Below are 21,408 nucleotides of genomic sequence, written 5' to 3'. Positions count from 1 at the left end.
ACTGGGGTTTGAGGCGCAGTGGAACGGAAAACCGGGTTAAGCCACGCGCCTAGCTCCCGTGCAGAGAATCGATCAGCGGGCACGACACAGTGCCTCGCTGCGCATGGCACTCGTTGACCAACCGTGACAGCACCGCTTCGATTCGCGTCAGGTCCGCCATCTTGGTGCGCACGTCGGTGAGCTGGAGCGCAGCCAGCTCGGCGGCTTCGCTGCAGTGAGTGCCGTCCTCAAGCTGTAGGAGTTGGCCGACTTCGTCCAGGTTGAACCCCAGCCGCTGGGCGGATTTCACGAAACGCACCCGCGCCACGTCCGCCGATCCGTAGCGGCGAATACTGCCGACGGGCCGACCTGGTTCTGGCAATAACCCCTTGCGCTGATAGAACCGGATGGTCTCCACGTTGACCCCAGCGGCCTTGGCGAAAGCCCCGATGGTCAGTGTTTGCGGATCGTTCACCATCGCGCTTGACTCCGTACTTGACTACGGAAGTAACCTTAGCGCATCACGCAACGTCTCGGAAGGAGATCCCTCACATGGCAGACCCCAGCAACGGCCGCGGTGCACTGGCCGCCGGTGGCCTCGCCGCCATCCTCGCCTCGACCTGCTGCCTCGGTCCGCTGGTGCTGATCACGCTGGGTTTCTCCGGCGCCTGGATCGGCAACTTGACCGCGCTGGAACCGTACCGGCCGATCTTCATTGGCGTGGCGCTCGTGGCGCTGTTCTTCGCGTGGCGTCGCATCTTCCGGCCGGCTCGCGCCTGCGCGCCGGACGACGCATGCGCCGTGCCCCAGGTGCGGACGGCCTACAAGGTGATCTTCTGGATCGTCACCGCCCTGGTGCTGATCGCGCTCGTGTTCCCCTACCTCATGCCCCTGTTCTACTGAAAGGAGATTGCCATGAAGAAACTCGTCGCATTGCTCGCTCTGACCGTTGCCCTCAGCGCTCCCGCCTGGGCCGCCACCAAAACCGTCACGCTGTCGGTGCCGAGCATGACCTGCGCCACCTGTCCGATCACGGTCAAGAAGGCGCTGACCAAGGTCGAAGGCGTCATCGAGGCCAAGGTGACCTGGGAGCCCAAGGAGGCGGTGGTAACCTACGACGATGCCAAGACCACTCCGGCCGCGTTGACCAAAGCCACCGAGAACGCCGGCTACCCGTCTACCGTCAAGAAGTGAGCACACGCTCATGACCGAGGCGATCACGCTGCACATCGATGGCATGACCTGCGGGTCGTGCGCCGAGCACGTCAAGCAGACCTTGGAAAAGGTGCCCGGCGTGCGTTCGGCCTCAGTGTCCTACCCACAGCGCCGGGCCGAGATTGAGGCCAGCGTAGGTACCGCCGCGGACGTGACCTCGCTGGTCGCGGCGGTATCCGCACTCGGTTACCGAGCGCAGCTTGCCGATGCGCCGGGGCAACCCAGCGACCTGCTGAACAATGCACAAGAGCGGCTGGGCGGCGAACCAAAGCGCGAGGACGATGAGGCTGCACTGCACGTGGCCGTGATCGGCAGCGGCGGCGCGGCGATGGCGGCGGCGTTGAAGGCCGTCGAGCAAGGGGCGCGTGTGACGCTGATCGAGCGCAGCACTCTCGGCGGCACCTGCGTCAACGTCGGATGTGTGCCGTCCAAGATCATGATCCGCGCTGCCCACATTGCGCATCTGCGTCGCGAGAGTCCGTTCGATGACGGCATTGCCGCCGCCTCGCCGAAGATTCTGCGTAAGCGCTTGCTGGCTCAGCAGCAGGGGCGCGTCGATGAACTGCGCCACGCCAAGTACGAAGGCATCCTGACGAGCACCCCGACCATCACCGTGCTGCGCGGCGATGCCCGATTCAAGGATGCGCACACGCTGACCGTGGCAACCGCTGACGACGGGATGCGCGAGGTGAGTTTCGACCGCTGCCTCATCGCCACCGGGGCCAGTCCGGCGATTCCACCGATCCCGGGCTTGAAAGACACGCCCTTCTGGACGTCGACCGAAGCGCTGGCCAGCGACACGATCCCCGATCGGCTGGCCGTGATCGGCTCGTCGGTGGTGGCCGTCGAACTCGCGCAGGCCTTTGCCCGGCTGGGCAGCAAGGTGACCATGCTGGCGCGCAGCACACTGTTCTTTCGCGAAGACCCCGCCATTGGCGAGGCCATCACGGCCGTGTTCCGCGCCGAAGGCATCGAAGTGCTGGACCACACCCAGGCCAGCCAGGTCGCCTATGAGGATGGGGAATTCGTGCTCACCACCGAACGCGGCGAACTGCATGCCGACCGGCTGTTGTTCGCCACCGGCCGCACCCCAAACACCCGCACGCTCAACCTCGACGCGGCCGGTGTGGTGGTCAATGCGCAAGGCGCCATCACCATCGACCACGCGATGCGCACTACCGTGCCGCACATCTATGCCGCCGGCGACTGCACTGACCAGCCGCAGTTCGTCTACGTCGCGGCGGCGGCCGGCACCCGCGCTGCAATCAACATGACGGGTGGCAACGCGACGCTGGATCTGACGGCGATGCCGGCGGTGGTGTTCACCGACCCGCAGATCGCCACCGTGGGCTACAGCGAAGCCGAAGCGCACCACGACGGTATCGAGACCGACAGCCGCACGCTGACGCTCGACAACGTGCCCCGGGCGCTGGTCAACTTCGACACGCGCGGTTTCATCAAGCTGGTTTCGGAGGCCGGTTCGGGACGACTGATCGGCGTGCAAGCGGTAGCCCCGGAAGCAGGCGAGCTGATCCAAACCGCAGTACTGGCGATTCGCAACCGCATGACGGTGCGAGAGTTGGCCGACCAGTTATTCCCCTACCTGACGATGGTCGAGGGGCTGAAACTCGCGGCACAAACCTTCACCAAGGACGTAAAGCAACTGTCCTGTTGCGCGGGGTAGTGGCTGGGCCTCTTACCTATGCTTCATCGGCTGAATCACAAATTCAGGCTGAAGCGCCGCCTCTTGCACAATGGGCTGAGGACTATTCGAAATACCCCTCTTCGAGTAGCCGCGCCAGCGTCGGGAGATAGGGGCCGTACTCGACCACGCGCGTGATCTTCTTCTTGCGCGTTGCCGCCGTGGTCATCCGCTGGAACACGAAGTCCGTGGTCATTGGGTCGTCGTCATCGACCAACACGGTTTCGATAACCGAGCCATCCTTGCGCGCCTTCTTGTCGTAGAGCATGCGCGCCCGAAGCACCTCGAAGCTGTAACCCCTGCCCATGCGGTTCATGTCTTTGGCCACTCGGTTGACTGACTCAGTATAGGCATTGGTAATCGGCTGCTCGAAGTAGGCGAAGATTTCGTCGTGCCAGTTGTGCACGGCGGTGGTCAGGTCCTTGAACGTGGCCGCCAATTCGGTCGGAATATTGGCCTGCCACTTCGCGCAGGCGGCTTCTGCTGCTGGGCGGGTCTTCTGATCCCAGATCGACAGAAATCCTTCCTTGAGCGCGTGGGCTTCGCTTAGGAGCGGGAACTGTTGGAACCATTCCCGCATCCGGTCCATATCTCTCCCTGTCAGGTCGTGCTGCCGCTTGAGCAGCAGGAACCGCTCGTCCTTGAGTTTGAGGCGCTGCCGGGTGGCCAAATCCTTGCGAATGCGCTTGCGCAGCTTCTCCAGCGCGTCGTTCGCCATGCGCTGGATATGGAATCGATCGACCACGATCCGGGCCTGTGGCAGCGTGGCGCGCACCACCTGCCGATAAACGTGGTACATGTCCATCGCCACCCACTCGACCGAGTCCTTGTCCCGCAGGTCGCGGAAATAGGGCATCAACTCGGCTTTGGCCCGGCTGGGGCGGATATCGAACACGGTCTTGCGCTCGACGTTGGTGATCATGGCCCGGTACTGGCCGATGATCTTGAGCTCGTCGATACCCAGCACCCGCGGCGTCCGGAACTGGGTCTTGGCCTCGACCTCCTCGATGAAATCGTCGAAGACGTGGCGGACCGTCTTTTCGTCCACGGCTACTTCCCGGGCAAGGGCCGCAAAGGTCTTGGAGAAGGACTGGTCGCGGATATAACGCACCAGACGCGCCGTGGCTTGGCGTTTTCCATCAAGGTCCGCCACAGGCTCAAACAAGGTCTTGGTGCAGCTTGTACAGCGATAGCGACGGCGCTGGATGAAGATCACGACGGGTTTGCCGTGCGTCGGTGTGTCCTGAAACGACTGTTCCTGTGAGCCGTGACCATGCAGGCGTCCGGTCTTGCACAGCGGGCAGGTCACCCACTGATTGACGCCTTCGGCCTTGACGACGTAACTGTCCTCGCTGGTCAGGATTTCAAGCGTCTTCAGGCTTCGCAGCTGGAGAAAGTCCGTCACTCAGCACCTTGGGCGAACCCACACTGAAATCCGACTTTTACTCTAGCACATCCGCTCAGCCGTCCAACACCAAAATCCATTCTTTGAAAGTGATAGCTACAAAGACCCAAGGAGCCAGAACCCACACCAGATTCCGGATACCCATAAAAAAGGGGTGCTTCGAGCGCCCCTTTTTCCTTGACCACGGTCATTCTGCGGCGCTACCTATTGTCGAACGCCGAGCCCAAGCTGTCGTCGGACGGCGAGAGGCTCTTGTTGTGCGGCCACGATTGGTCTGCGGGGAGGCGAACGTCTCCATAGCCGTCTGGCGGGTTTGGAGTGCTCGCCGCTCCGAACCCAGAACCGTCGCCAGCCGCGGAAGCCTGAAACGGCCTGATGCGCCCCTTGTTCCGTTTTGCGGAGCGCCAGCGCGCGTACGAGACGAGCGCAATAATGAACGTGAGGAAGAGTACGATCTTCATAAGAACCCCCTGACCGCCTTTACCCTAGCACGCGCCTCAGCCGACCCCAAAATCCTCTGGATTTTGAGGTGGCGCAGACGGTAGGATCGTAGCTAATTCAGTGTCAGCCCATAGCCGACACTTCGGTGACGAGGCCCACCCAATGGCCGAACCTATCCTCCAGATAGGCCCCTCTGATCCAGTACGGATCGTTTCAATCCCTTCTTTGCCAGTCACTGGCTAAACCTATTGTCCCAACGGGACCCATCCTCCCGTTGTGCGCGGGTTGGATTCTTTCGTCTTGCACTCGTCCGCACAGCGAGAAGGAAATCACCATGTCTTTGGAACTTATCGTTCTGCTCATCGGCTGCGCCCTGATCATGATTAGCAACAAGCAGAACAGGGCCCCGAAGAGCCAACCCAATGATCGCCAGCGCCTGCTGGACGAGTCGCTGTCCAAGCCGCTTCCCCAGACCCCTGTCGTAGTGAAGGAGTCGAAGGATGGTCGCGTGAAGGGTGAGCCTCAGCTCGCTGATCTCAGCAGCCTCGCGGCCGCTGCGATCGAACCCCCGATCATGACCAGCAAGCAGCTCTTCGAGCGTCTGTCCGCTGCCGGCGGCCCGAACGTGGTCGTCTCGGAAGAGCGCGTGATGGAGATTCGCCGCGCGCGCAATCTCTTGAAGCCTCGCGAGGACTTGGTCGAACCCGCGGTAGAGGTGCCGTACGAGATCGTGGATTTGGGCCTCCCGCCCGACTTGATCAATGACGAGCACGTCGATGTCTGGGCTGACGAGCATTTTGCTGAAGTCGCCTGAGAAGACCCACAAGGAGCCCCACTCAGGGCTCCTTCTTTTTTCCTGTCCAACAGAGCGCCATGGCGTTCCAATTGGGGTCGACAAACCAACCCCTACGGACGACCTCCTCTCCCGCTTCAATCTCAACGGCCCCTTTCTAGGGGCCTTTTTTTTCGGCATCGCGCGCGGCGACGCCGACACGAAACTGGCCCCGGTAATGGCACTGTTTCGGAGATAGGACGCTTCGACTGGCCTCTACTGTGTGAGCTCCCGTCATCGGAGCGACCCCACACATGCAGCGCGTCCAGATCCCGCGCCACGTCGATGCACCCCAGCGGTTCCTGCTATGGACCGTCGACCAGGCCATCCCGTTCCTGATCATTGTCGGCCTTGGCATCTTCCTCAAGATGCTCTTCGTTTCGATTTGCGTAGGCATCGCCGTCAGCTGGTACTTCAATCGGTATCGCGAATCTCGCGCAGACGCCTTTCTCAAGCACATGTTTTGGTGGTATGGCATGTCGAGCGTCAAGTCGAGTGTGCGGTCGGTCGTCAATCCCTTCATGCGGAGGATCTTCCCGGCATGAATTTGACGAACTACCTCTCGACATGGAAGGGGACCCTTGCTGAGAATCGGCTTGGGCGGCACGTGATGTTGGTCCAAGCCGCTGTGATTCTCGTTCTTGGCTTCGCGCTGGCCACACGCCATCCGGTCGTCGTGATGGTTCCCCCCGGGCTCACCGACAAGGGAGCCATGATGGTGGACGACGCCAACGACGCGGTGCGCACCGCGTGGGGCGGCTTCTTTGCCGACACGCTGGCAAACGTCACGCCGCGCACGGCGGACTTCCTCGACAAGAAGCTCGGCCCATTCCTCGCGCCGGACATCAGCAGCAAGGTTCGGGATCTGATTGCCGCGCAGGCTAAGCAGATCAAGGATGAGCAGGTCTCCATCCAGTTTAGCGCGACCGACGTGTGGGCCGTACCCGACACCGACACTGTGGTAGTGACCGGCGAGTACACGATCCATGGCATTCGCGAAGCAGAGAAGCGGACAACACGCACCTTCGAGTTCGGAATCAAGATCGTCAACTACCGCGTTGTGCTGACGGGTATCGATGTCTACGAAGGGCCGTGGCGCCCGTCCACCGAACGCGAAAAGAAAGCGGCGGCAGCGGCGCGCAAGGCCGCCGAAGCCCAGCAGCCAGGAACCTAAGGAGAAGCAAGGATGCGAACGATGCGCGCGCGAGTGCTCGCGATTGCCATGATGGCGTATGGGTTGTCAGCCTATGCCGAAACGACGCCTGGCCTTCCGGTTCAGCAGGCCCATCCGCCGCAGGCGCAGGGCAATGGTCCGCAGGCGCCGATGGCCGGTGGTGTCGAAGGCACTGACGGGCTTACCCCGGAGGAACGGCGCGTTGCAGCTGGACTGTTGGCGCCGGCCCCGCGAAATGCAGAGGTCGCGAAGGCACCGGTAAAGGCGCCGCCGCCCGAGATGAAGGTGAAGGCGGGCGTGACCACGATTTTCGCCATTGGTCGATCGCAGACCAACCGCATTGTCGTTCCCTTCAAGAAGCCGAAGGTGATGACAGCTGCGACCGAGGACCAAGCCAAGATTGATGTTGATCCGGACTTCCCGCTTGTCTACGTGACGACGGCTCGGAGTGAGCCAATCAGCATGTTCATCTACGACGAGAACGATAAGACCAACGCAATCTCCGTATCCCTCGTCCCCGCAGACATTCCGGCGGTGAGCGTGACCATGCGCCTCGAGAACTACGTGCCGCGTGAGCCAGTCGAGCAGGCGCCCCGTCACGAAGGCGACGCAAAGTCGGCGCGAGGTTGGGAAACGGACCAGCCGTTCACGGACACGATCAAGGAGCTTTTTCGAAATGCCGCGTTGGGCAAGGTTCCTTCCGGTTACTCGCTGGGACCCATGGATGCGCGCTCAGCAGCGGCCGCGCGATGTGAAATGCCTGGACTGCGCATCGAGCAGAAGCAGCTCCTGACTGGGTTCAACATGCAGCTCGTGGTGGCGCGGGTGACCAACATGCAGCCGGTTCCCGTCGATGTGGTTGAGACGGGTTGCCGAGGCAGTGATGTTCTTGCCGCAGCCGCGTGGCCTAGCGTGCATCTTCAGCCAGGTCAGGCGACCGAGCTTTATGTCGCCATCCGTGCGCCGGGCGAGGAAGCTAACGACGAAGTACGCCCGTCCCTGGTGAGCGAGGGACACTGATATGGCTATGCCAAAGGCAATCACCGAACGCTGGGAAAAGCTGAACCCGAAGCAGAAGCAGTATCTGACATGGGGCGCGATGCTCAGTGTCCTTTTCGTTCTCGGCTACTACATTTTCGTTACCCCGCCGAAGCAAGCCACTCACAAGGGGCCGCAGCAGATCAAGATGGCGAATGAGCTTATGCCTTCGAACGCAGCCCGCGATCTCGGCATGAGCAGCCTGGCCACGAGCGTGAAGGACGCGCAGCGTGACCAAAAGCAACTTGGTCAGACCGTGAACCAGTTAAGGCTGCAGAACGACGCTCGCAACCGCCAGGGCAATGACGGACAAGAGCGCAGTGCAGCCCAGAAGACGCAGTCCGAGCTGGGCGATCTACGCAAGCAGGTGGAAGAGCTCCAGAAGAAGCTCGAAGAGGGCGGTTCTCAGACTGCACAGGGCGGTCAGCAGGCGCCCAACGGTCAGCGTGCCGGCCAGGCCGGTGCGGCGATGGCTCCGATGGCAGGCACCGCCGCGGCATCTGGTGTCGCCGGTTCGGGCGTTGTCACCCTACGTGAGATCGGACGTGGTGGCCCGTCGACCGCGCACGCAACCGCAGCCAACGCTGCGCCGGCGGCGGCCGGCGTACCCAATAAGCCCGGAACGGCTATACCGGCCACGACCACGAAAACTGATGAGAAGGTGCCTACGCAGTACTTGCCTTCGGGATCGATGCTTCAGGGCGTGAACATCACCGGCATGGACGCCCCGACGGGCAAGGGGGCTATGAAAGACCCGGTGCCGATGCTGATCCGAGTGAAGAAAGAAGCGATTCTCCCCAACCGCTATCACGCGGACGTCCGGGAGTGCTTCATCGTCGCCTCCGGTCATGGTGATCTCGCATCCGAGCGTGCGTACATCCGATCCGTCAGCATTTCGTGCATCCGCAAGGACAAGCGCGTGATCGATATCGCGGCCGAGGCCGTGGTGATTGGCCCAGACGGCAAGGTCGGTATGCGCGGCCGACTCGTGACCAAGCAGGGCCAGATGATCGCGAAGGCGGGCGTCGCCGGCATCGCACAGGGCTTTGCACAAGCCTTCAGCGGCAGCAACTACCGCATGAACTTCGCCTCCGACAACACCGATTACGGCACGGCATTCGAGCAGGGCGCAGGGCAGGGCGTTGGGTCCGCGTTCGATCGTATTGCCAAGTACTACCTCGACCTCGCCGACCAGATGTTTCCTGTCGTCGAGATCGATGCGGGCCAGCGCGTGACTTTCATGCTGGTGAAGGGTGTCTCCATGGGCGTCCTCAAGTGATCTGACGAAACAGGGCCCGACAACCCGTTCGTTTCCAGCCCCGAATACGCGCCCTCTCGTCGAGCATGACGAGGTCAAGGAGAGACTCATGTATCAACTTCGAATTATTTCCGCTGGTCTGCTCGCGTTGGCGCTTAGCGCCTGCGCGACTGGCAGCTCAAAGTTCGCTTGCCCGCGCCCACAGGGCGTGACGTGTATGTCTGCCCCTGACGTCTACACCGCGACCAACAACGCAGATGAGGTCGTCGGTGTGGATCCGTCGGAGGCCGCCAAGCTCGCAAAGCAGGGCAAGAGCGCGGGAAAAGTTGCGTCGCCGGCTCCGGCTCCGGCGGTCGCTAGTGTCACGCCGGCTGGACCTGTCGCGCAGTCGGTCAGCGCGCCGGCGGAGCTGCACCTCGACGGATCAACGCTCGCGTTGTCGCCGCCCGGCTCGCGTGTCGTGAGCGACGCGAGCCAGTACAACACTGCGGCAGCCATCTCCAGTCGACAGACAGCAAGCAAGCAGCGCGGTGTCCCCGCGCTCGGAGCGGACAGCTCGCCGGACGCATTCAGGCAGCCGGCAAAGATCATGCGCATCTACGTTCGCCCGTGGGAAGACGACGCGGGTGACTTGCACATGAGTGGATTTATTTTCACGGAGATTGAACCGCGCAAGTGGTCGGTCGCTCAGAAGTCGAGCGACGACGACGGGCTGTTCCGTCTCCTTGATGCACCCGGGAAGGAAGCGGCGCAGGAAGCACCGGCAGGCGTTGGAAAAGCCACTCCGACGACTCCCCGCACGGGAAACGGAGGTGGCGCCAACCCGTAAGGAAATCCCATGAAGTATCTGAAGAACCTGGCCGCGCGCATGCAGAAGAACAAGAAGCTGCAGCGCGCGAATGAACTGGTCCAGCGTTACGGCCTCCTGGTCGCTCTCCTCACCCTTGTGTCCGGCATGGCAATCGCCGGGAATCAGGGTGCCGAGTTCGACACGATCTACCAGATGGTCCGGGGCTGGCTGGAGGGCACGCTCGGCAAGGTGCTCGCGATGGGTGCATTCGGTATCGGCATGGCCGTCGGCATCGTGAAGCAGTCCCTGATGGCACTCGCCATCGGTATCGGCTTCGCCGTCGTCCTCGCTTATGCGCCGGCAATCATCGACGCGATCTTCACCTTCTCGCTGTAACGGGCTCGCATTTCACGCCCGGGTTTATCTGGGGCCGGCAATCACGTCGGCCCCCTTTCTCTCTACCGCCAAAATCGATTCGTTCAAATAGGAGACGGCTTGTGCCAACCGCTGCCGAACGCCAGGAGGCGCTGATTCGCAACTTCGGTGTTGTTCACGCGTATGACTCGGATGACGGGATCTTCGTGGTGTCGCCCGATCGAATCGGCTTCGGCGCGATCATGCCACCGCTCAACGGCATCGATACCGCCACACTTGAGGCGTTGAACGTCCTGCTGAACGTGCCGTACCCGACCAACTCGACCCTACAGGTCCTGCATTACGCGTCGCCGGACATTGAGCCTGTGGTTTGGGACTTCAAAGAGCTGCGCCGGAATGAGAGGGACCCGGCCCTCAATAAGATTTCCGAAGAGCGCGTCAACTTCCTGCGTGGCCTGACGCTCAACGCCGCGAGCGAAGTAGCCGGAGCGCGTCTCCGTCAGCTCCAGGTCGTGATCACGGTTACCGTGCCCCACGGTACACACGAGCCGACGTTGCAGGAGAAATCCGCAATCAAAGAGCTGATGCAGAACTTTGACGCGGCGCTGAAAGCGATCCGCCTGCCATTTGAGAGGCTGACCGCCTCGCGCTACGTGCGCTTCATGGAGACGCTCCTCAACCACAGTCCGAACGCCATCTGGCGCCGAACCGCGGTGGCCGAATGCGAGCCGGACGAACTCCTGTGTAACCAGATCTTGGATCCCGACACCGTCATTGACTTCGAGAGGGACGCGATCCGCCTCGGTGACTACGCGCACGTGCGCTGCCTGAGCGTCAAGCGCTACCCCGACTCGCTCTTCCCCGGCATGGCCCAGTACTACATGGGCGACATCATGAAGGGAACGAAGGCCATGCGAGACCCGGTCCTCTATGTGGTGAATGTTATTTACCCGGACCACGAAAACCGCCGTGGGCTCCTGCAGCGCGACTTCCAGTGGGCGAAGAAGAACGCAGAGGGCCCGCTCGCACGCCTGGTTCCGGAGTACGGCCGACGCGCCGAGAGCCTTCGCCAGATGGTCGAGGCCATGGACAACGGCGATCGGATCATCTATTCGTACTTCGGCGCGGCAGTCTTCTCTCGCACGAACGAGCAGTCGATTCAGGCCGCCGGCGACGTTCAGGCGATGATGCGCACGCTCGGATTCCAGGCGGTGCCGGACAAGTACGCCCTCCAGCCTCTCTTTTCTCAGCTCATGCCCTTTGGGGCCGAGCCAGCCATGCGAGAGTTCACGGGTCGCTACCGGACCTATGGAACGCGCCATGTCGTTCCGATGCTGCCAATCATCGGTAGCTGGCGTGGGTCTCGCCGTCCGCTGTTGACGTTCATCAGCCGCGATGGCCAGCTCATGCCCTGGTCGCCGTACGACACAGACAGTAACAACAACTTCGTCATCGCCGCGAAGTCGGGCTCGGGCAAGAGCTTCCTCGCGAACGCGATCGTGACCAACTTCCTCAGCATCGGCGGTCGCGCCTGGCTGATCGATAAGGGCTTCAGCTACAAGAAGCTGTGTAAGGACCGCGGCGGTCAGTACATCGAATTCGAAGCGGACTCTGACATCTGCATCAACCCGTTCTCGATCGTTAAGGACTTTGGCGACGAGGTCGAGATCCTGGTCGGCATCCTTCAGATTATGGCCGCGCCGAAGGAAGGCTTCGATGAATTCCAGGCACCGGGCGTCCAGCGCGTTCTTACGCAGCAGTGGGAGAAGCATGGGCACAAGCTAATCATCGACGACATCGAAGAGGCTCTGCTCGCAGAGGACGACCGTCGCCTGCAGGACGTGGGAAAGCAGCTCTTCCCGTTCACATCGAGGGGCCAGTACGGCAAGTTCTTCAACGGTCCCAGCAACGTCAATCTGGACAACCGCCTGGTTGTGCTCGAACTCCAGCAGCTGACAGGTCGTCAGCACCTGCAGCGCGTGGTGCTGCTGCAGCTGATGTATCAGATCCAGCAGTCGATGGACAAGCTCCCAGTGGAGATGCCGAAGTGCCTGCTGGTGGACGAGGCGTTCAATCTGATCGCCACCGGCGAGACCAAGGAGTTCATCATTAGCTGGTATCGCCAGCTGCGCAAGTTCGGTGCGGCGGCCGGCATCTGTACCCAGTCGGTGAACGACTTCTATCAGAACGAGGGTGCGGCGGCGATCATCGAAAACTCCGCTCATAAGCTTCTCCTTGCGCAGGAGCGCGACTCGATCTCGATGGCCAAGAGCAAGGGCCGCCTGACCCTTTCGGAGGGCGAGTTCGCGCTGCTCGAGACGGTGCATTCGGTGCAGGGCGAGTTTTCCGAGATCTTGATCGTTGGTCCGTACGGCACTGGAGTTGGACGCCTGGTTGAGTCGCCGTACAACAAGCTCTTGTATTCGTCGCACGCGGCTGACAAGGGCGCTATCGAGAACTACGTCAAGGCCGGTCTGGAGCAAGACGCGGCAATTCACGCGGTCCTTCGTGATCGCGGCATTTCGTACGGGGCGAGGACCGCAGCATGAGTGAGGGCACGCACAAGATCAGTGGCGCGCCGCCGTCTTCCGGCACAGGACGCTCCGTGTTTTGGTTTGTGGTTCTGGTATGGCCCGTCGTAGTAGCTCTTGTCGCGCTTCGCTGGAGCGGCGCGCTTCATCTGTCCGACGAGCTGGCCCAGCGTCCACGCGTTGTTGTGATGGACGTACAGGGCACGATCCAAGCAGAGGTTACCCGGCTTGGTGGTGATGACGCCGCACTAAAGGTAGCTATCGGTCACGTGCAGGATGTCGCGCGCGACTTGCGGAGCCAGGGTTACGTCGTTCTTGACCAGTCCTATGTGTACGCCTACCCGCAAAGCATTGAAGTGCGCACCGAAGAAGAGGGTGCGCCCGCGAGTCCAGCGGGCACCGGGGGACAAAAGTGAGCCTGGCGGTCCTCCGTTCCGCGCCGGCGCCCAAGGAGCGCTGGAGTAAGACCAAGACCCTGAACCTGGTGTGCGGGATCACGATTGCATGGCTGATCGCTCTTAAGGCGCTGGGTTCGTTCGTCCACCTCGGGGTGGATCCCCAGCCGACGCCGTGTCTGCCTTGGCGCTACTTCATTGTCGGCCAGCAAGTCCCGGACGTGGTCGAGCGGGGACGGATCTACATGTACCGCGCGTACCGCATTCCGATGATGCCGAACGGCATCCACGTCGCGAAGTACGCGGGCGCGGTGGCTGGCGATCACGTTGTCGTGAACGAACAGGGCATTTTCATCAACGGCCGCCGCTGGGGGCCGCTCAACAAGGAAGTGATGATGAAGGGAAGGATGACCATGGACGATGTCCGTGCTGACTACGTTGTGCCCGCAGGCAAGGTCCTGATGCTTGGCACCATGCCTAACACGTGGGATGGGCGCTACTGGGGTCTGGTGAAGATCGGCCAGATCGACGGGAAGGCGGTGCCCCTGTGGTAACTAAAGCCAATTCGTTCCTCGTCGCCGGACTCGTTGCTGTGATCGGTACCGCCTATGCACAGCAGATCGCTGCACCAGCGAAGCCGTCGTCGTCCGCCGTGGCCGACAAGATCATGGTCGAGCGCGCACAAGCGGCGCTGGAGAACCCCGAGGCCGTCGCCGGCAGTGGCTGGCAGGAGAGCGCTGACGCCACCATTGCGACTGAGAAAGCGGCACGTGGTGATCAGCTGAGGGCCATCGTTGACCAGCACCCCACTGCGTTGCAGCAGGAACTGGATAAAGCCGCGAAGACGCTGAACTTGCCGTCTCCGGTTGCACAGAAGCCCGGGATTGCAAAGCAGGCGCCCAACGTGAAGTACCGCGTCTACCTCTCGCAGTCGATGGGAGAAGCCGCGGTGCGGGAAGCCATGACGGATGCGGTAGGTCGCGAGGACACAATGCTGATCTTCCGTGGGCCGAACAAAGGTCAGACGGTCAATCAGCTCCAGGTTTGGCTCGGCAATATGGTGAAGGAGCGTGTGCAGAAGGCCGAGCCGCTCCCCAACATCTTCGTGGACCCGACGGCTTTCAGTGAACACGACATTACGGTGGTACCCACCGTGGAGCGCGTGGACGCCGCTGGGAAGACCATTGCGTCTGTTCGCGGCCTATTCGATACCGCGTGGCTGGGGTCCGAAGTGGCGAACGGCGCCAAAGGTGACCTGGGGTCTCGCGGCCAAACTTATCCCGTGTCCGAGATCGACCTGTTGGCCGCCATGCAGGAGAAGGTCAAGAATTTCGACTGGGATGCATGGAAGCAGAAGGCTGCGGCCGATTACTGGAAGAAGGCGCCCTTCACTGAGTTGCCGCGCGTGAGCCAGGCCCGGGTGCGCGAAATCGACCCAACGGTTGTGGTGCCGAAGGACATCATTGCTCCGAACGGTACGGTTGTGGCCAGGGCAGGGGACACCTTCAATCCCCTCGAGTCAATGGGCTTCCACCAGAAGCTGTTGATCTTCGACGCAACGGACAAGGCCCAGCTGGAGTACGCGCGAAAGTTCCTCAAAGCCGCGGCGGGAACGCGCGTGACCTTGATCACCACGACTATGAACCGTGACGAAGGCTTTGACGGCTACGTGGGGATGGAGAACGAGCTGGAGCATCCGGTCTACATGTTGAATGCCCAGGTCCGCGACACGTTCCACGTGGAGATGGTGCCAACGACAGTTGAAGCCACGAAGAAAGTCTTTGTTGTGACTGAGGTGCCGGTGCACCAGGGAGTGAAGTGACATGAGCCGCCTGGTACTGACGCTGCGCCGTGGACAGGGTGTCACGGTGGACATTCCACACGGCGAGGGTGAGCCCGAAAGCATGCACCTTCAAATCGAGCACGTGGAGAAGGGAGAGGTACGCGTGGCGTTTGAGGCGCCAACCCACATCTCCATCATCCGCGACCAACTCCTGAAAGCGGGATTCAAGCGCGCGGCCGGGGGTGGCCATGATTAAGGCGCGCTTGCGCGCCTTTGGCGCCAAACTCATCCTCGGCTTCACCCTTGCGTTCGGCTTCAATGCGTTGGCCCTTGCCGACGTAGCCTCTGACGTGGGTGTGTCCGGCGCAACCTGTCCGGACGCGAAGTTCTTCAGCGGAGCGATGATCACCAATCTATGCTGGAAGTGCTTCTTTCCCATTCGGATCATGGGCATTCCTATTGGCGGCGGCCCGGTGCCGGACGATGCGGCTTCTCCGTTCTGCATTTGCCCAGGCCGAACCTTCGGCATTCCATCGCCGGGCATCACGCTCGGCCTTTGGGAGCCCCGTAACATGTTCGAGATGGTGCGGCAGCCATGGTGCAGTCCTGTCTTTGGTAAGCCGCTGATTAGCTCGAAGACGAAGCTGGGTGTCTCGGGTCTCGCGCGCTGGGGCGGTTACAAGCCAGAGAGCATGGAAAACCCGCAGTCCATGGGTGCCTACTACAACTGGCACTGGTGGGCGTACCCCGTGAACGTGCTGTTGGATTCCTTGATCGGGTCCGTTTGTTCGACCAAGGGCGGATATGACATGGATCTCCTGTACTTCTCCGAGATTGATCCGACCTGGAACAACGATGAGCTAGCGTTCTACACGCAGCCGGAGGCGAAGCTATTCTCAAACCCGCTGGTCATTGCCAGCTGCGCTGCGGACGCGGTGGCGGCGACGGTCGATAAGCCCATCCAGTTGATGTACTGGTGTGCTGGCACGTGGGGTCATGCATACCCATTCACTGGCAACGTGAACAACGCAGACAGTCCGCCGCGAAACACGTCGCTCCTCACGTTCCGTGCACTTGCCGCGCTACATCGAAGGACACTAGCCAAGAAAACGTACGGTGACGACTCGGTGTGTCGAAGCTCGATTTCTCCGATGATCCCGAAGCAGCAGTACCGTCTGCAGACTTTCTATCCGCTACCTGAGAAGAGCGGCAACCATTGGCTCGGCGCGAGCCCCTTCGAGTGGGGTGAGTGGCGCAATATCCCAATGAAAGGCGAAGACTACATCATCTTGCAGTGGAACTGGGTCGACTGCTGTGTTACGTTTTATTAACAATTGAAATAGACGGCTAGACGTCCAAACGCCAGCGCTGCCTAGCGCTGGCGTTTCTCTATCCGTGTGCTGCGCTACGCGCGGCAGATCTCCCTGCCGTCTGTGCCAGGCGCGTGTTTTACCGAGTGCCGCACGCGGGCCGCGTCGTACGACGGCCCGCCCTCGCTCCTCTTGTTGTCGCGTGGGAAACGCGACGGTTAAAAGGCAGTGTTTCGGCTCCTGGCCAAGTGTGGCGGTGGCTAGAGTCTTCGGTGGTCAAGTTGTAGCTCCGGCCCGCCAGGGCGGGGCGCCGAAGTGACCGCTTTGGTTCAGGGGCAGCGGCCAGTTTCGCAAGGGCCTTGTCTTCCGCGTGCGTTACCGGTTCAAGCTTTGAGGAAAGGAATCTCGATGTTCCGTAAAGGACGCAGTAACGCCATTGCCCTCGCGATTGCCCTTGGGGTCACGTGCTTCGGGATCTCAGCTCAGACTGTGCCGGCGGATACCGGCCAGGCCGTCTCCACGCAGCAAACTGCGCTTTCAAGCACGCAGACAGCGAGTACGACCAACACAGCCACATCTGACGGTGACGCGTTGCTCGCGAATAAGCCGAACGTGGGGTACGCCGACGGGGGCGAGGCGGGAACCGGGACCGTCAGCCTCAACGGCGAGACAGTCGACATGAACCGTTTGGCGCCGAGCACGACGGATAAGTCGTATCTAGACAAGCTGAAGAACGCGAATAACGGCAAAGACTTGAACGGACTTAAGGCCGTCTACGACTCGGAGTCTGCGAAGGTCGATACAGACACCGGCGCAATGGGGCAGGCCAGTAACGTAGTTTCGAAGTCCGCGTCGAACAAAACGTTCAGTCAGAGCGATCTTGAGAACGACCCCGCGCTTAGTGGATCCGCCACTGCCTTCGACAGCGCAACGAACGGCAACGCGCTTAGCAATGTGTTCGGTGACTGCAAAGACACCACCGTCGTCACTCCGACGACGGAGGAGGGGTACATCATCGACTACAAGACCTGCGACAAGGTCCTGACTCCGACCCAACAAGGCGTGGTGTGTACTCGTACGCGTCATGGCACCGTGACCATTCCCCGTGTGCCGGGACAGAAGGATGCGCAGCTGCTTGTGGAGCAGGGCGCGACCATGCAGGTTTGCCAACGAAAGACGACCGCTTACAAGTATCGGGAAACCCTGCACCAGACCCGCGACGGCGACCTGACCATCACCACCGAGACGGGTGGACTATCTTGCAAGCGCGTTATGTCTGCCTCGAGCTCGAGCCAGACAACGCAGGGGTCGGCCCAGGGCGACCTGCCGATAAGCACTGAAATGGGTAGCGTGTCGTGCAGGCGCACCGTCTATGTGACGGGTGGGTCTTCGAGCACCCCGACGAGCCAGGTGATCAAATCCACTGGCGGCTCAAAAACTGCAACGGATTACGAGTGCTATTCGGCAACGATCAGTGTCCCCGCCGGGGCCTCCGTGAGTGGGCTTACGGTCGGTGGCAACGGTTCCTTCACGACTGTCTCGGGAAGTTACGTCGGCGGCAGCACGATTGAATACTGCTACTCACAGCGTAAGTTTACCGGCACGTCCCAGATCATCGCCTACTGGAACAACGTCGTTAACACCCAGGCAGCGGGTCTCCAGGAAGATGGTTGGTGCGGCGACCCTGGCTCAGCGCAGTGCCCGACGCGTTGGAGCTGTGATGCCACTGCCCCGTACAACGTCAACGGCCAGACTGTGCAGCCCAATATCGCGCAGCAGAAGGCGTACCTGTTCCCCGGTGCCCCGGACACGTGCGTCGTGGCGTCGCTGAATCGGTCGTGCGGTGGGACCGCCACCAACGGTGCAGCAATCCCCATCGGTGACAAGGTCCCGGCGGGTGCAACGTATGGCAGCATCGCGCCGAAGAAGCAGAGCGCGATCGAGACGATCAGCGAGTTCGTGCTGCCAATTGCCGTTGCCGGCGAGGTCAGCGGCATTCGCGTGACGAACTTCAGCTGGTGGGTCTCTAACCCGCAGAACGGTGTGAGCGTCACCCTGACGCAGACGCCGACGCAGGCGAATGGGTGGGTGGCGGGCTTCTCTGTGAGCCGTTCTGACTTTTCCTACGTACCTCAGCAACCGCACATCGTGATGACTTGGAACGTCGTCACGTCAACGACCGATGTAGGCGTAGGCGATCAGGGCAACTGCAACGACCCGGGTAGCACCGCGTGCCCAACTCAATGGTCATGTACTCAGCAGGCGCCGACGACCCTCAACGGTTTGGCTGTATCCGCAGCGCTGGCGCAATCGAAAGCGCCACTCTTTCCGGGGGCCCCGAACACGTGCGTGGTGGGCGAACTCAACAGGGTGTGCAACGGGTCATCGAGCGCCATCACCAGCATTGGTATCGGCGACCTACTGCCACCAGGTGCAACGGATATCTCCGCCTTCAACTGGTACGTAACGAACCCGGATACGAACCTTTCGGTGGCGCTCACCGCGGCGCCTACGCTCGCGAACGGCTGGACCGCGTCTTTCCAGGTTATACGGAGGTACACGGGCAATAGCTCGCCGACCCCGGCGAAGCCTCATATCCACATGACGTGGGACGTGCTTGGCCCAGAGAAGATTGCGGTCGGTACGCAGGACACGGGTGACTGCAATGCATCTCCGGAGAGCCCCAGTTGCAAGATGGTTTGGCACTGCACTCAGAAGTCGCCTGGCGACGTCGACGGCATCCATCTGGAGTACAGCGACCTCTACAATGGCGGTCGTGGCCAGCTCTACCCGGGTGAGGGTTATGGCTGCTTAGTGGCAACCTATAATCAGGAGTGCTCGGGCACGGGCGGCGTCCAGACTTCCGTGTCGATCGCGGACCAGATCAAAGGCGGCGTGAAGCAGATCTTCGACTACTCGTGGACTGTAAGCGTGCCGATCGCCGGCGTTACGGTGACCCAGATCCAAGCACCCACGTTCGACAACGGGTGGATCGCGATCTTCCAGACGACGCGCCAGACCTGGGCGAGTGAGCCGCCAGGGCAGCCCACGGTCCACCTCCAGTGGAACCAGGATGGTGATCCCCAGTACGGATTCTCCGTCGAGGACTCTGGTGATTGCTCTCTGCATAGTGACCAGTTCTGCAAGGTGAACTGGACCTGTGACCAGCGCGCTCCCGTTGTCGTCAATGGCCTGACAATCCCGGCCGAGATTGTGCAGCAGCAGCCACCGCTGTTTGACGGTGACGGCGGCACCTGCATGGTGGCCACGCTCCACTACGACTGTTCAGGCATCTACAACAGCACGGGTGACGTTTGCTGGGACGACGATGACGGCACTCGCCATTGCATGCCCCAGGAACCATCCGACGGGCAGCCAAACTCCTGCGCCGACCTCGAGAGTGACCCGACATGCACGCTCAAGTCGAAGGACTGCGCCGAGGGCGGCATGGGCGACAACGGGTGGTGCTACATCGAGACCTATCAGTATGCCTGCAAGAAGGGTGTCCCGATCACGGATCACACGGTGACCGAGACGACCCAGTGCAGCGCGAACAACGCGTGCCTCGATGGGTCTTGCACGTCCCAAGACAAGAAGGACGAAGCGTCCTATTCGCGCAACCAGTCTTTGGCCAAGCAGGTTGAAACCCAGCACGTATTGAACGACTGGACCATCGATGGCGCCGCGCCTACTGGTTCCACGTCGCCTTCCCCGAACCCTGCTCCGCAGTCGATGTCCGTCGTGCCAGCTTGGGCAAACCCCACAGGAGGTGGAAATTGAAATCGTTGATTCTTCGGCTTGCCGCGTTGGCGACGGTAACCGCGGCGGTTGGTACCGCGTTCGCTCAGTCTTCCGGCGGGACTACGGTGCAGCCTGGTTGGTCGCCGACCGAGGCCACGCAGTGGGGCATTCCAGCTGATACTCCGCTGCCGGAAGGCATGGGTGGCGTCAAATCCCTCGACGGGTTCGACCTCAATCGCATTAGCTTTTTCGCGGGCAAGCGCCTTGACTGCAAGAACATGCTGGGCGGCCTTCTAAAGTGCTGCAAGAAAACCGTGCCGGACCCCCAGAAGGATTGGTGGGACCAGTATCGGAAGACGCAGAAGCAGTCGACTGCATTTGACGCAAGCAAGCTCATTGACCACGTCCAAGGGGCGTGGAATCAGATGCAGGGGGGTGCAGATCACTGGGATCTCAACTCCACGTTTACCTCTTCCTTTGAAAACCTAACCGGTGGTGGCGCGACGCCGACGGACACGGGCTTTGGGAGTATTGGTCAGGCGAACGACGCGTTCATGGATGGCCAGAATACAAACGTCAAGCCAAAGCTTGGCTGGTACTGTGACGACTCAGATTTCGAGGTCGCGGTCCAGAAGCAGGTGGGGACGTGCCACTACCTTGGCTCCAAGTGCCAGAGCAAGGTCCTCGGCGTATGCCTGGTGAAGAAGGAGCTGTACTGCTGCTTCAACTCACCGATCACTCGCATCATGCGCGAAGACATGATGTCTCGCGGTATTGGTGACATGGGTGACGCCAAGCACCCTAACTGTGCCGGGCTATCGGTTGCACAGCTGTCGGGCGGCGCGCTGGACCAGATTGACACCAACGAGATGATCGGGCGAATGCAAATGGGAGGGTTCCTTCCGGACGACGTGATGGATCCCAACGCTGCGGAGTCGCTCTATACCGGTGCCGGTAGTACGTATGGCGATCCGAGCCGCATCCCCGTGAGTCAGCGCACTGATCAGCACCTTGAGTCGATGGACTATCAGGGCTCAACGGCATCAATCAACGACGACCTTTCCAAGACACTGCCAACTCAGGCCACCGATACGCCGACTGGTCCGGGGCAGATTACGTTCACTACCGGCTATTACAGCTTCGACAGCGGCAAGCCGGCGGTGATTTCGATGAGCCGCAACGGCGGTACCGGCATGGTGTCGGTCGTGTTCAACACGCAATCCGGGACTGCCACCGATGGCCGAGATTTCAGCGGTGTGAGTCAGACCATCTACTGGAGCCAAGGCGATGTGGGTGAGAAGACTGTCTCCGTCCCGACATCGGCCTTCAGCGGAAGCGACAAGCGAACCTTCAAGATCGTGCTCAGCCAGCCCACGGGCGGCGCTACGGTCACGCCCTACACCAATGTGGACGTCGACCTGCGTCCGTCGGAGAACTGA

General features: G+C 61.3%; 20 protein-coding genes. 18 read left to right on the top strand and 2 right to left on the bottom strand.

Translation table 11 applies throughout. The features are described from left to right. Nucleotides 1-49: 49 nt before the first annotated feature. Nucleotides 50-457 (bottom strand): Hg(II)-responsive transcriptional regulator, encoded by a 408-nt coding sequence (gene merR, locus RKE25_RS23005; RefSeq protein ID WP_012480188.1) that lies wholly within the window; start codon nt 455-457, stop codon nt 50-52. A gap of 74 nt (nt 458-531) precedes the next feature. On the opposite strand from merR, the gene merT reads away from it, so the two are divergent. Genes merT through merA form a run of 3 tightly spaced genes read left to right on the top strand, consistent with a single transcriptional unit; the run spans nt 532 to nt 2,878 of the window. Next, complete coding sequence (gene merT / locus RKE25_RS23000; RefSeq protein WP_019183730.1) at nt 532-882, top strand: mercuric ion transporter MerT; 351 nt, start codon at nt 532-534, stop codon at nt 880-882. A gap of 12 nt (nt 883-894) precedes the next feature. Further along, on the top strand, nt 895-1,173 hold the full coding sequence (merP, locus tag RKE25_RS22995) for a mercury resistance system periplasmic binding protein MerP (protein WP_012480190.1): 279 nt from the start codon (nt 895-897) through the stop codon (nt 1,171-1,173). A gap of 10 nt (nt 1,174-1,183) precedes the next feature. Then, the gene (merA, locus tag RKE25_RS22990; protein ID WP_074546696.1) at nt 1,184-2,878 is read left to right on the top strand and encodes a mercury(II) reductase; all 1,695 of its coding nucleotides are present in this window, start codon (nt 1,184-1,186) and stop codon (nt 2,876-2,878) included. Between the two features lie 82 nt (nt 2,879-2,960). Here merA and RKE25_RS22985 read toward each other — a convergent pair whose 3' ends face one another. Then, nucleotides 2,961-4,301 (bottom strand): ISL3-like element ISStma11 family transposase, encoded by a 1,341-nt coding sequence (locus RKE25_RS22985; RefSeq protein WP_311842539.1) that lies wholly within the window; start codon nt 4,299-4,301, stop codon nt 2,961-2,963. Between the two features lie 775 nt (nt 4,302-5,076). Between RKE25_RS22985 and RKE25_RS22980 the strand changes: the two genes are divergently transcribed. The 15 genes from RKE25_RS22980 to traN all read left to right on the top strand — a co-directional run bounded on the left by RKE25_RS22980 (nt 5,077) and on the right by traN (nt 21,408). Continuing rightward, entirely contained in the window at nt 5,077-5,556 is a 480-nt protein-coding gene (locus RKE25_RS22980) for a hypothetical protein (protein WP_311842538.1), read from the top strand. 272 nt (nt 5,557-5,828) lie between these two features. Continuing rightward, nucleotides 5,829-6,119 carry a type IV conjugative transfer system protein TraL gene (gene traL, locus RKE25_RS22975; RefSeq protein ID WP_311842537.1) on the top strand — a complete coding sequence of 97 codons (291 nt, stop codon included), beginning with the start codon at nt 5,829-5,831 and terminating at the stop codon, nt 6,117-6,119. After that, entirely contained in the window at nt 6,116-6,748 is a 633-nt protein-coding gene (locus tag RKE25_RS22970; RefSeq protein ID WP_311842536.1) for a TraE/TraK family type IV conjugative transfer system protein, read from the top strand. The genes traL and RKE25_RS22970 overlap by 4 nt, the downstream gene beginning before the upstream one ends. A gap of 12 nt (nt 6,749-6,760) precedes the next feature. Beyond that, the gene (locus RKE25_RS22965) at nt 6,761-7,768 is read left to right on the top strand and encodes a type-F conjugative transfer system secretin TraK (RefSeq protein ID WP_311842535.1); all 1,008 of its coding nucleotides are present in this window, start codon (nt 6,761-6,763) and stop codon (nt 7,766-7,768) included. A gap of 1 nt (nt 7,769) precedes the next feature. Then, nucleotides 7,770-9,065 carry a TraB/VirB10 family protein gene (locus RKE25_RS22960; protein WP_311842534.1) on the top strand — a complete coding sequence of 432 codons (1,296 nt, stop codon included), beginning with the start codon at nt 7,770-7,772 and terminating at the stop codon, nt 9,063-9,065. A gap of 88 nt (nt 9,066-9,153) precedes the next feature. Beyond that, complete coding sequence (locus RKE25_RS22955) at nt 9,154-9,873, top strand: TraV family lipoprotein (protein ID WP_311842533.1); 720 nt, start codon at nt 9,154-9,156, stop codon at nt 9,871-9,873. Between the two features lie 9 nt (nt 9,874-9,882). Next, entirely contained in the window at nt 9,883-10,230 is a 348-nt protein-coding gene (gene traA, locus RKE25_RS22950) for a TraA family conjugative transfer protein (RefSeq protein ID WP_311842532.1), read from the top strand. Nucleotides 10,231-10,331: 101 nt separating this feature from the next. Then, a complete protein-coding gene (traC, locus tag RKE25_RS22945; RefSeq protein WP_311842531.1) occupies nt 10,332-12,758 on the top strand; it encodes a type IV secretion system protein TraC in 2,427 nt (808 codons plus the stop codon). Then, nucleotides 12,755-13,156: a hypothetical protein gene (locus tag RKE25_RS22940; RefSeq protein WP_311842530.1), complete on the top strand. Its 402-nt coding sequence runs from the start codon at nt 12,755-12,757 to the stop codon at nt 13,154-13,156. The genes traC and RKE25_RS22940 overlap by 4 nt, the downstream gene beginning before the upstream one ends. Beyond that, complete coding sequence (locus tag RKE25_RS22935) at nt 13,153-13,689, top strand: S26 family signal peptidase (RefSeq protein ID WP_311842529.1); 537 nt, start codon at nt 13,153-13,155, stop codon at nt 13,687-13,689. Before RKE25_RS22940 ends, RKE25_RS22935 begins: the two co-directional genes overlap by 4 nt. Further along, nucleotides 13,683-14,957 carry a TrbC family F-type conjugative pilus assembly protein gene (locus RKE25_RS22930; RefSeq protein WP_311842528.1) on the top strand — a complete coding sequence of 425 codons (1,275 nt, stop codon included), beginning with the start codon at nt 13,683-13,685 and terminating at the stop codon, nt 14,955-14,957. Before RKE25_RS22935 ends, RKE25_RS22930 begins: the two co-directional genes overlap by 7 nt. A gap of 1 nt (nt 14,958) precedes the next feature. After that, on the top strand, nt 14,959-15,174 hold the full coding sequence (locus tag RKE25_RS22925) for a carbon storage regulator (protein WP_311842527.1): 216 nt from the start codon (nt 14,959-14,961) through the stop codon (nt 15,172-15,174). Beyond that, on the top strand, nt 15,167-16,249 hold the full coding sequence (locus RKE25_RS22920) for a TraU family protein (RefSeq protein ID WP_311842526.1): 1,083 nt from the start codon (nt 15,167-15,169) through the stop codon (nt 16,247-16,249). Before RKE25_RS22925 ends, RKE25_RS22920 begins: the two co-directional genes overlap by 8 nt. 387 nt (nt 16,250-16,636) lie before the next feature. Continuing rightward, nucleotides 16,637-20,008 carry a hypothetical protein gene (locus RKE25_RS22915; protein WP_311842525.1) on the top strand — a complete coding sequence of 1,124 codons (3,372 nt, stop codon included), beginning with the start codon at nt 16,637-16,639 and terminating at the stop codon, nt 20,006-20,008. After that, nucleotides 20,005-21,408, top strand: a complete 1,404-nt coding sequence (gene traN / locus RKE25_RS22910) for a conjugal transfer protein TraN (protein ID WP_311842524.1) — start codon at nt 20,005-20,007, stop codon at nt 21,406-21,408. The genes RKE25_RS22915 and traN overlap by 4 nt, the downstream gene beginning before the upstream one ends.

The sequence above is a fragment of the Dyella sp. BiH032 genome (genome assembly GCF_031954525.1).
Taxonomy (GTDB): domain Bacteria; phylum Pseudomonadota; class Gammaproteobacteria; order Xanthomonadales; family Rhodanobacteraceae; genus Dyella_D.
The sequence above is the reverse complement of the archived record's forward strand: the minus strand, read 5'-3'. Positions and strand labels throughout refer to the sequence as shown.

What these genes read in the sequence shown, in the direction of transcription:
- merR (WP_012480188.1), bottom strand. Translation starts at nt 457, where the DNA reads ATGGTGAACGATCCGCAAACACTGACCATCGGGGCTTTCGCCAAGGCC.
- merT (WP_019183730.1), top strand. Translation starts at nt 532, where the DNA reads ATGGCAGACCCCAGCAACGGCCGCGGTGCACTGGCCGCCGGTGGCCTC.
- merP (WP_012480190.1), top strand. Translation starts at nt 895, where the DNA reads ATGAAGAAACTCGTCGCATTGCTCGCTCTGACCGTTGCCCTCAGCGCT.
- merA (WP_074546696.1), top strand. Translation starts at nt 1,184, where the DNA reads ATGACCGAGGCGATCACGCTGCACATCGATGGCATGACCTGCGGGTCG.
- RKE25_RS22980 (WP_311842538.1), top strand. Translation starts at nt 5,077, where the DNA reads ATGTCTTTGGAACTTATCGTTCTGCTCATCGGCTGCGCCCTGATCATG.
- traL (WP_311842537.1), top strand. Translation starts at nt 5,829, where the DNA reads ATGCAGCGCGTCCAGATCCCGCGCCACGTCGATGCACCCCAGCGGTTC.
- RKE25_RS22970 (WP_311842536.1), top strand. Translation starts at nt 6,116, where the DNA reads ATGAATTTGACGAACTACCTCTCGACATGGAAGGGGACCCTTGCTGAG.
- RKE25_RS22965 (WP_311842535.1), top strand. Translation starts at nt 6,761, where the DNA reads ATGCGAACGATGCGCGCGCGAGTGCTCGCGATTGCCATGATGGCGTAT.
- RKE25_RS22960 (WP_311842534.1), top strand. Translation starts at nt 7,770, where the DNA reads ATGGCTATGCCAAAGGCAATCACCGAACGCTGGGAAAAGCTGAACCCG.
- RKE25_RS22955 (WP_311842533.1), top strand. Translation starts at nt 9,154, where the DNA reads ATGTATCAACTTCGAATTATTTCCGCTGGTCTGCTCGCGTTGGCGCTT.
- traA (WP_311842532.1), top strand. Translation starts at nt 9,883, where the DNA reads ATGAAGTATCTGAAGAACCTGGCCGCGCGCATGCAGAAGAACAAGAAG.
- RKE25_RS22940 (WP_311842530.1), top strand. Translation starts at nt 12,755, where the DNA reads ATGAGTGAGGGCACGCACAAGATCAGTGGCGCGCCGCCGTCTTCCGGC.
- RKE25_RS22925 (WP_311842527.1), top strand. Translation starts at nt 14,959, where the DNA reads ATGAGCCGCCTGGTACTGACGCTGCGCCGTGGACAGGGTGTCACGGTG.
- RKE25_RS22920 (WP_311842526.1), top strand. Translation starts at nt 15,167, where the DNA reads ATGATTAAGGCGCGCTTGCGCGCCTTTGGCGCCAAACTCATCCTCGGC.
- RKE25_RS22915 (WP_311842525.1), top strand. Translation starts at nt 16,637, where the DNA reads ATGTTCCGTAAAGGACGCAGTAACGCCATTGCCCTCGCGATTGCCCTT.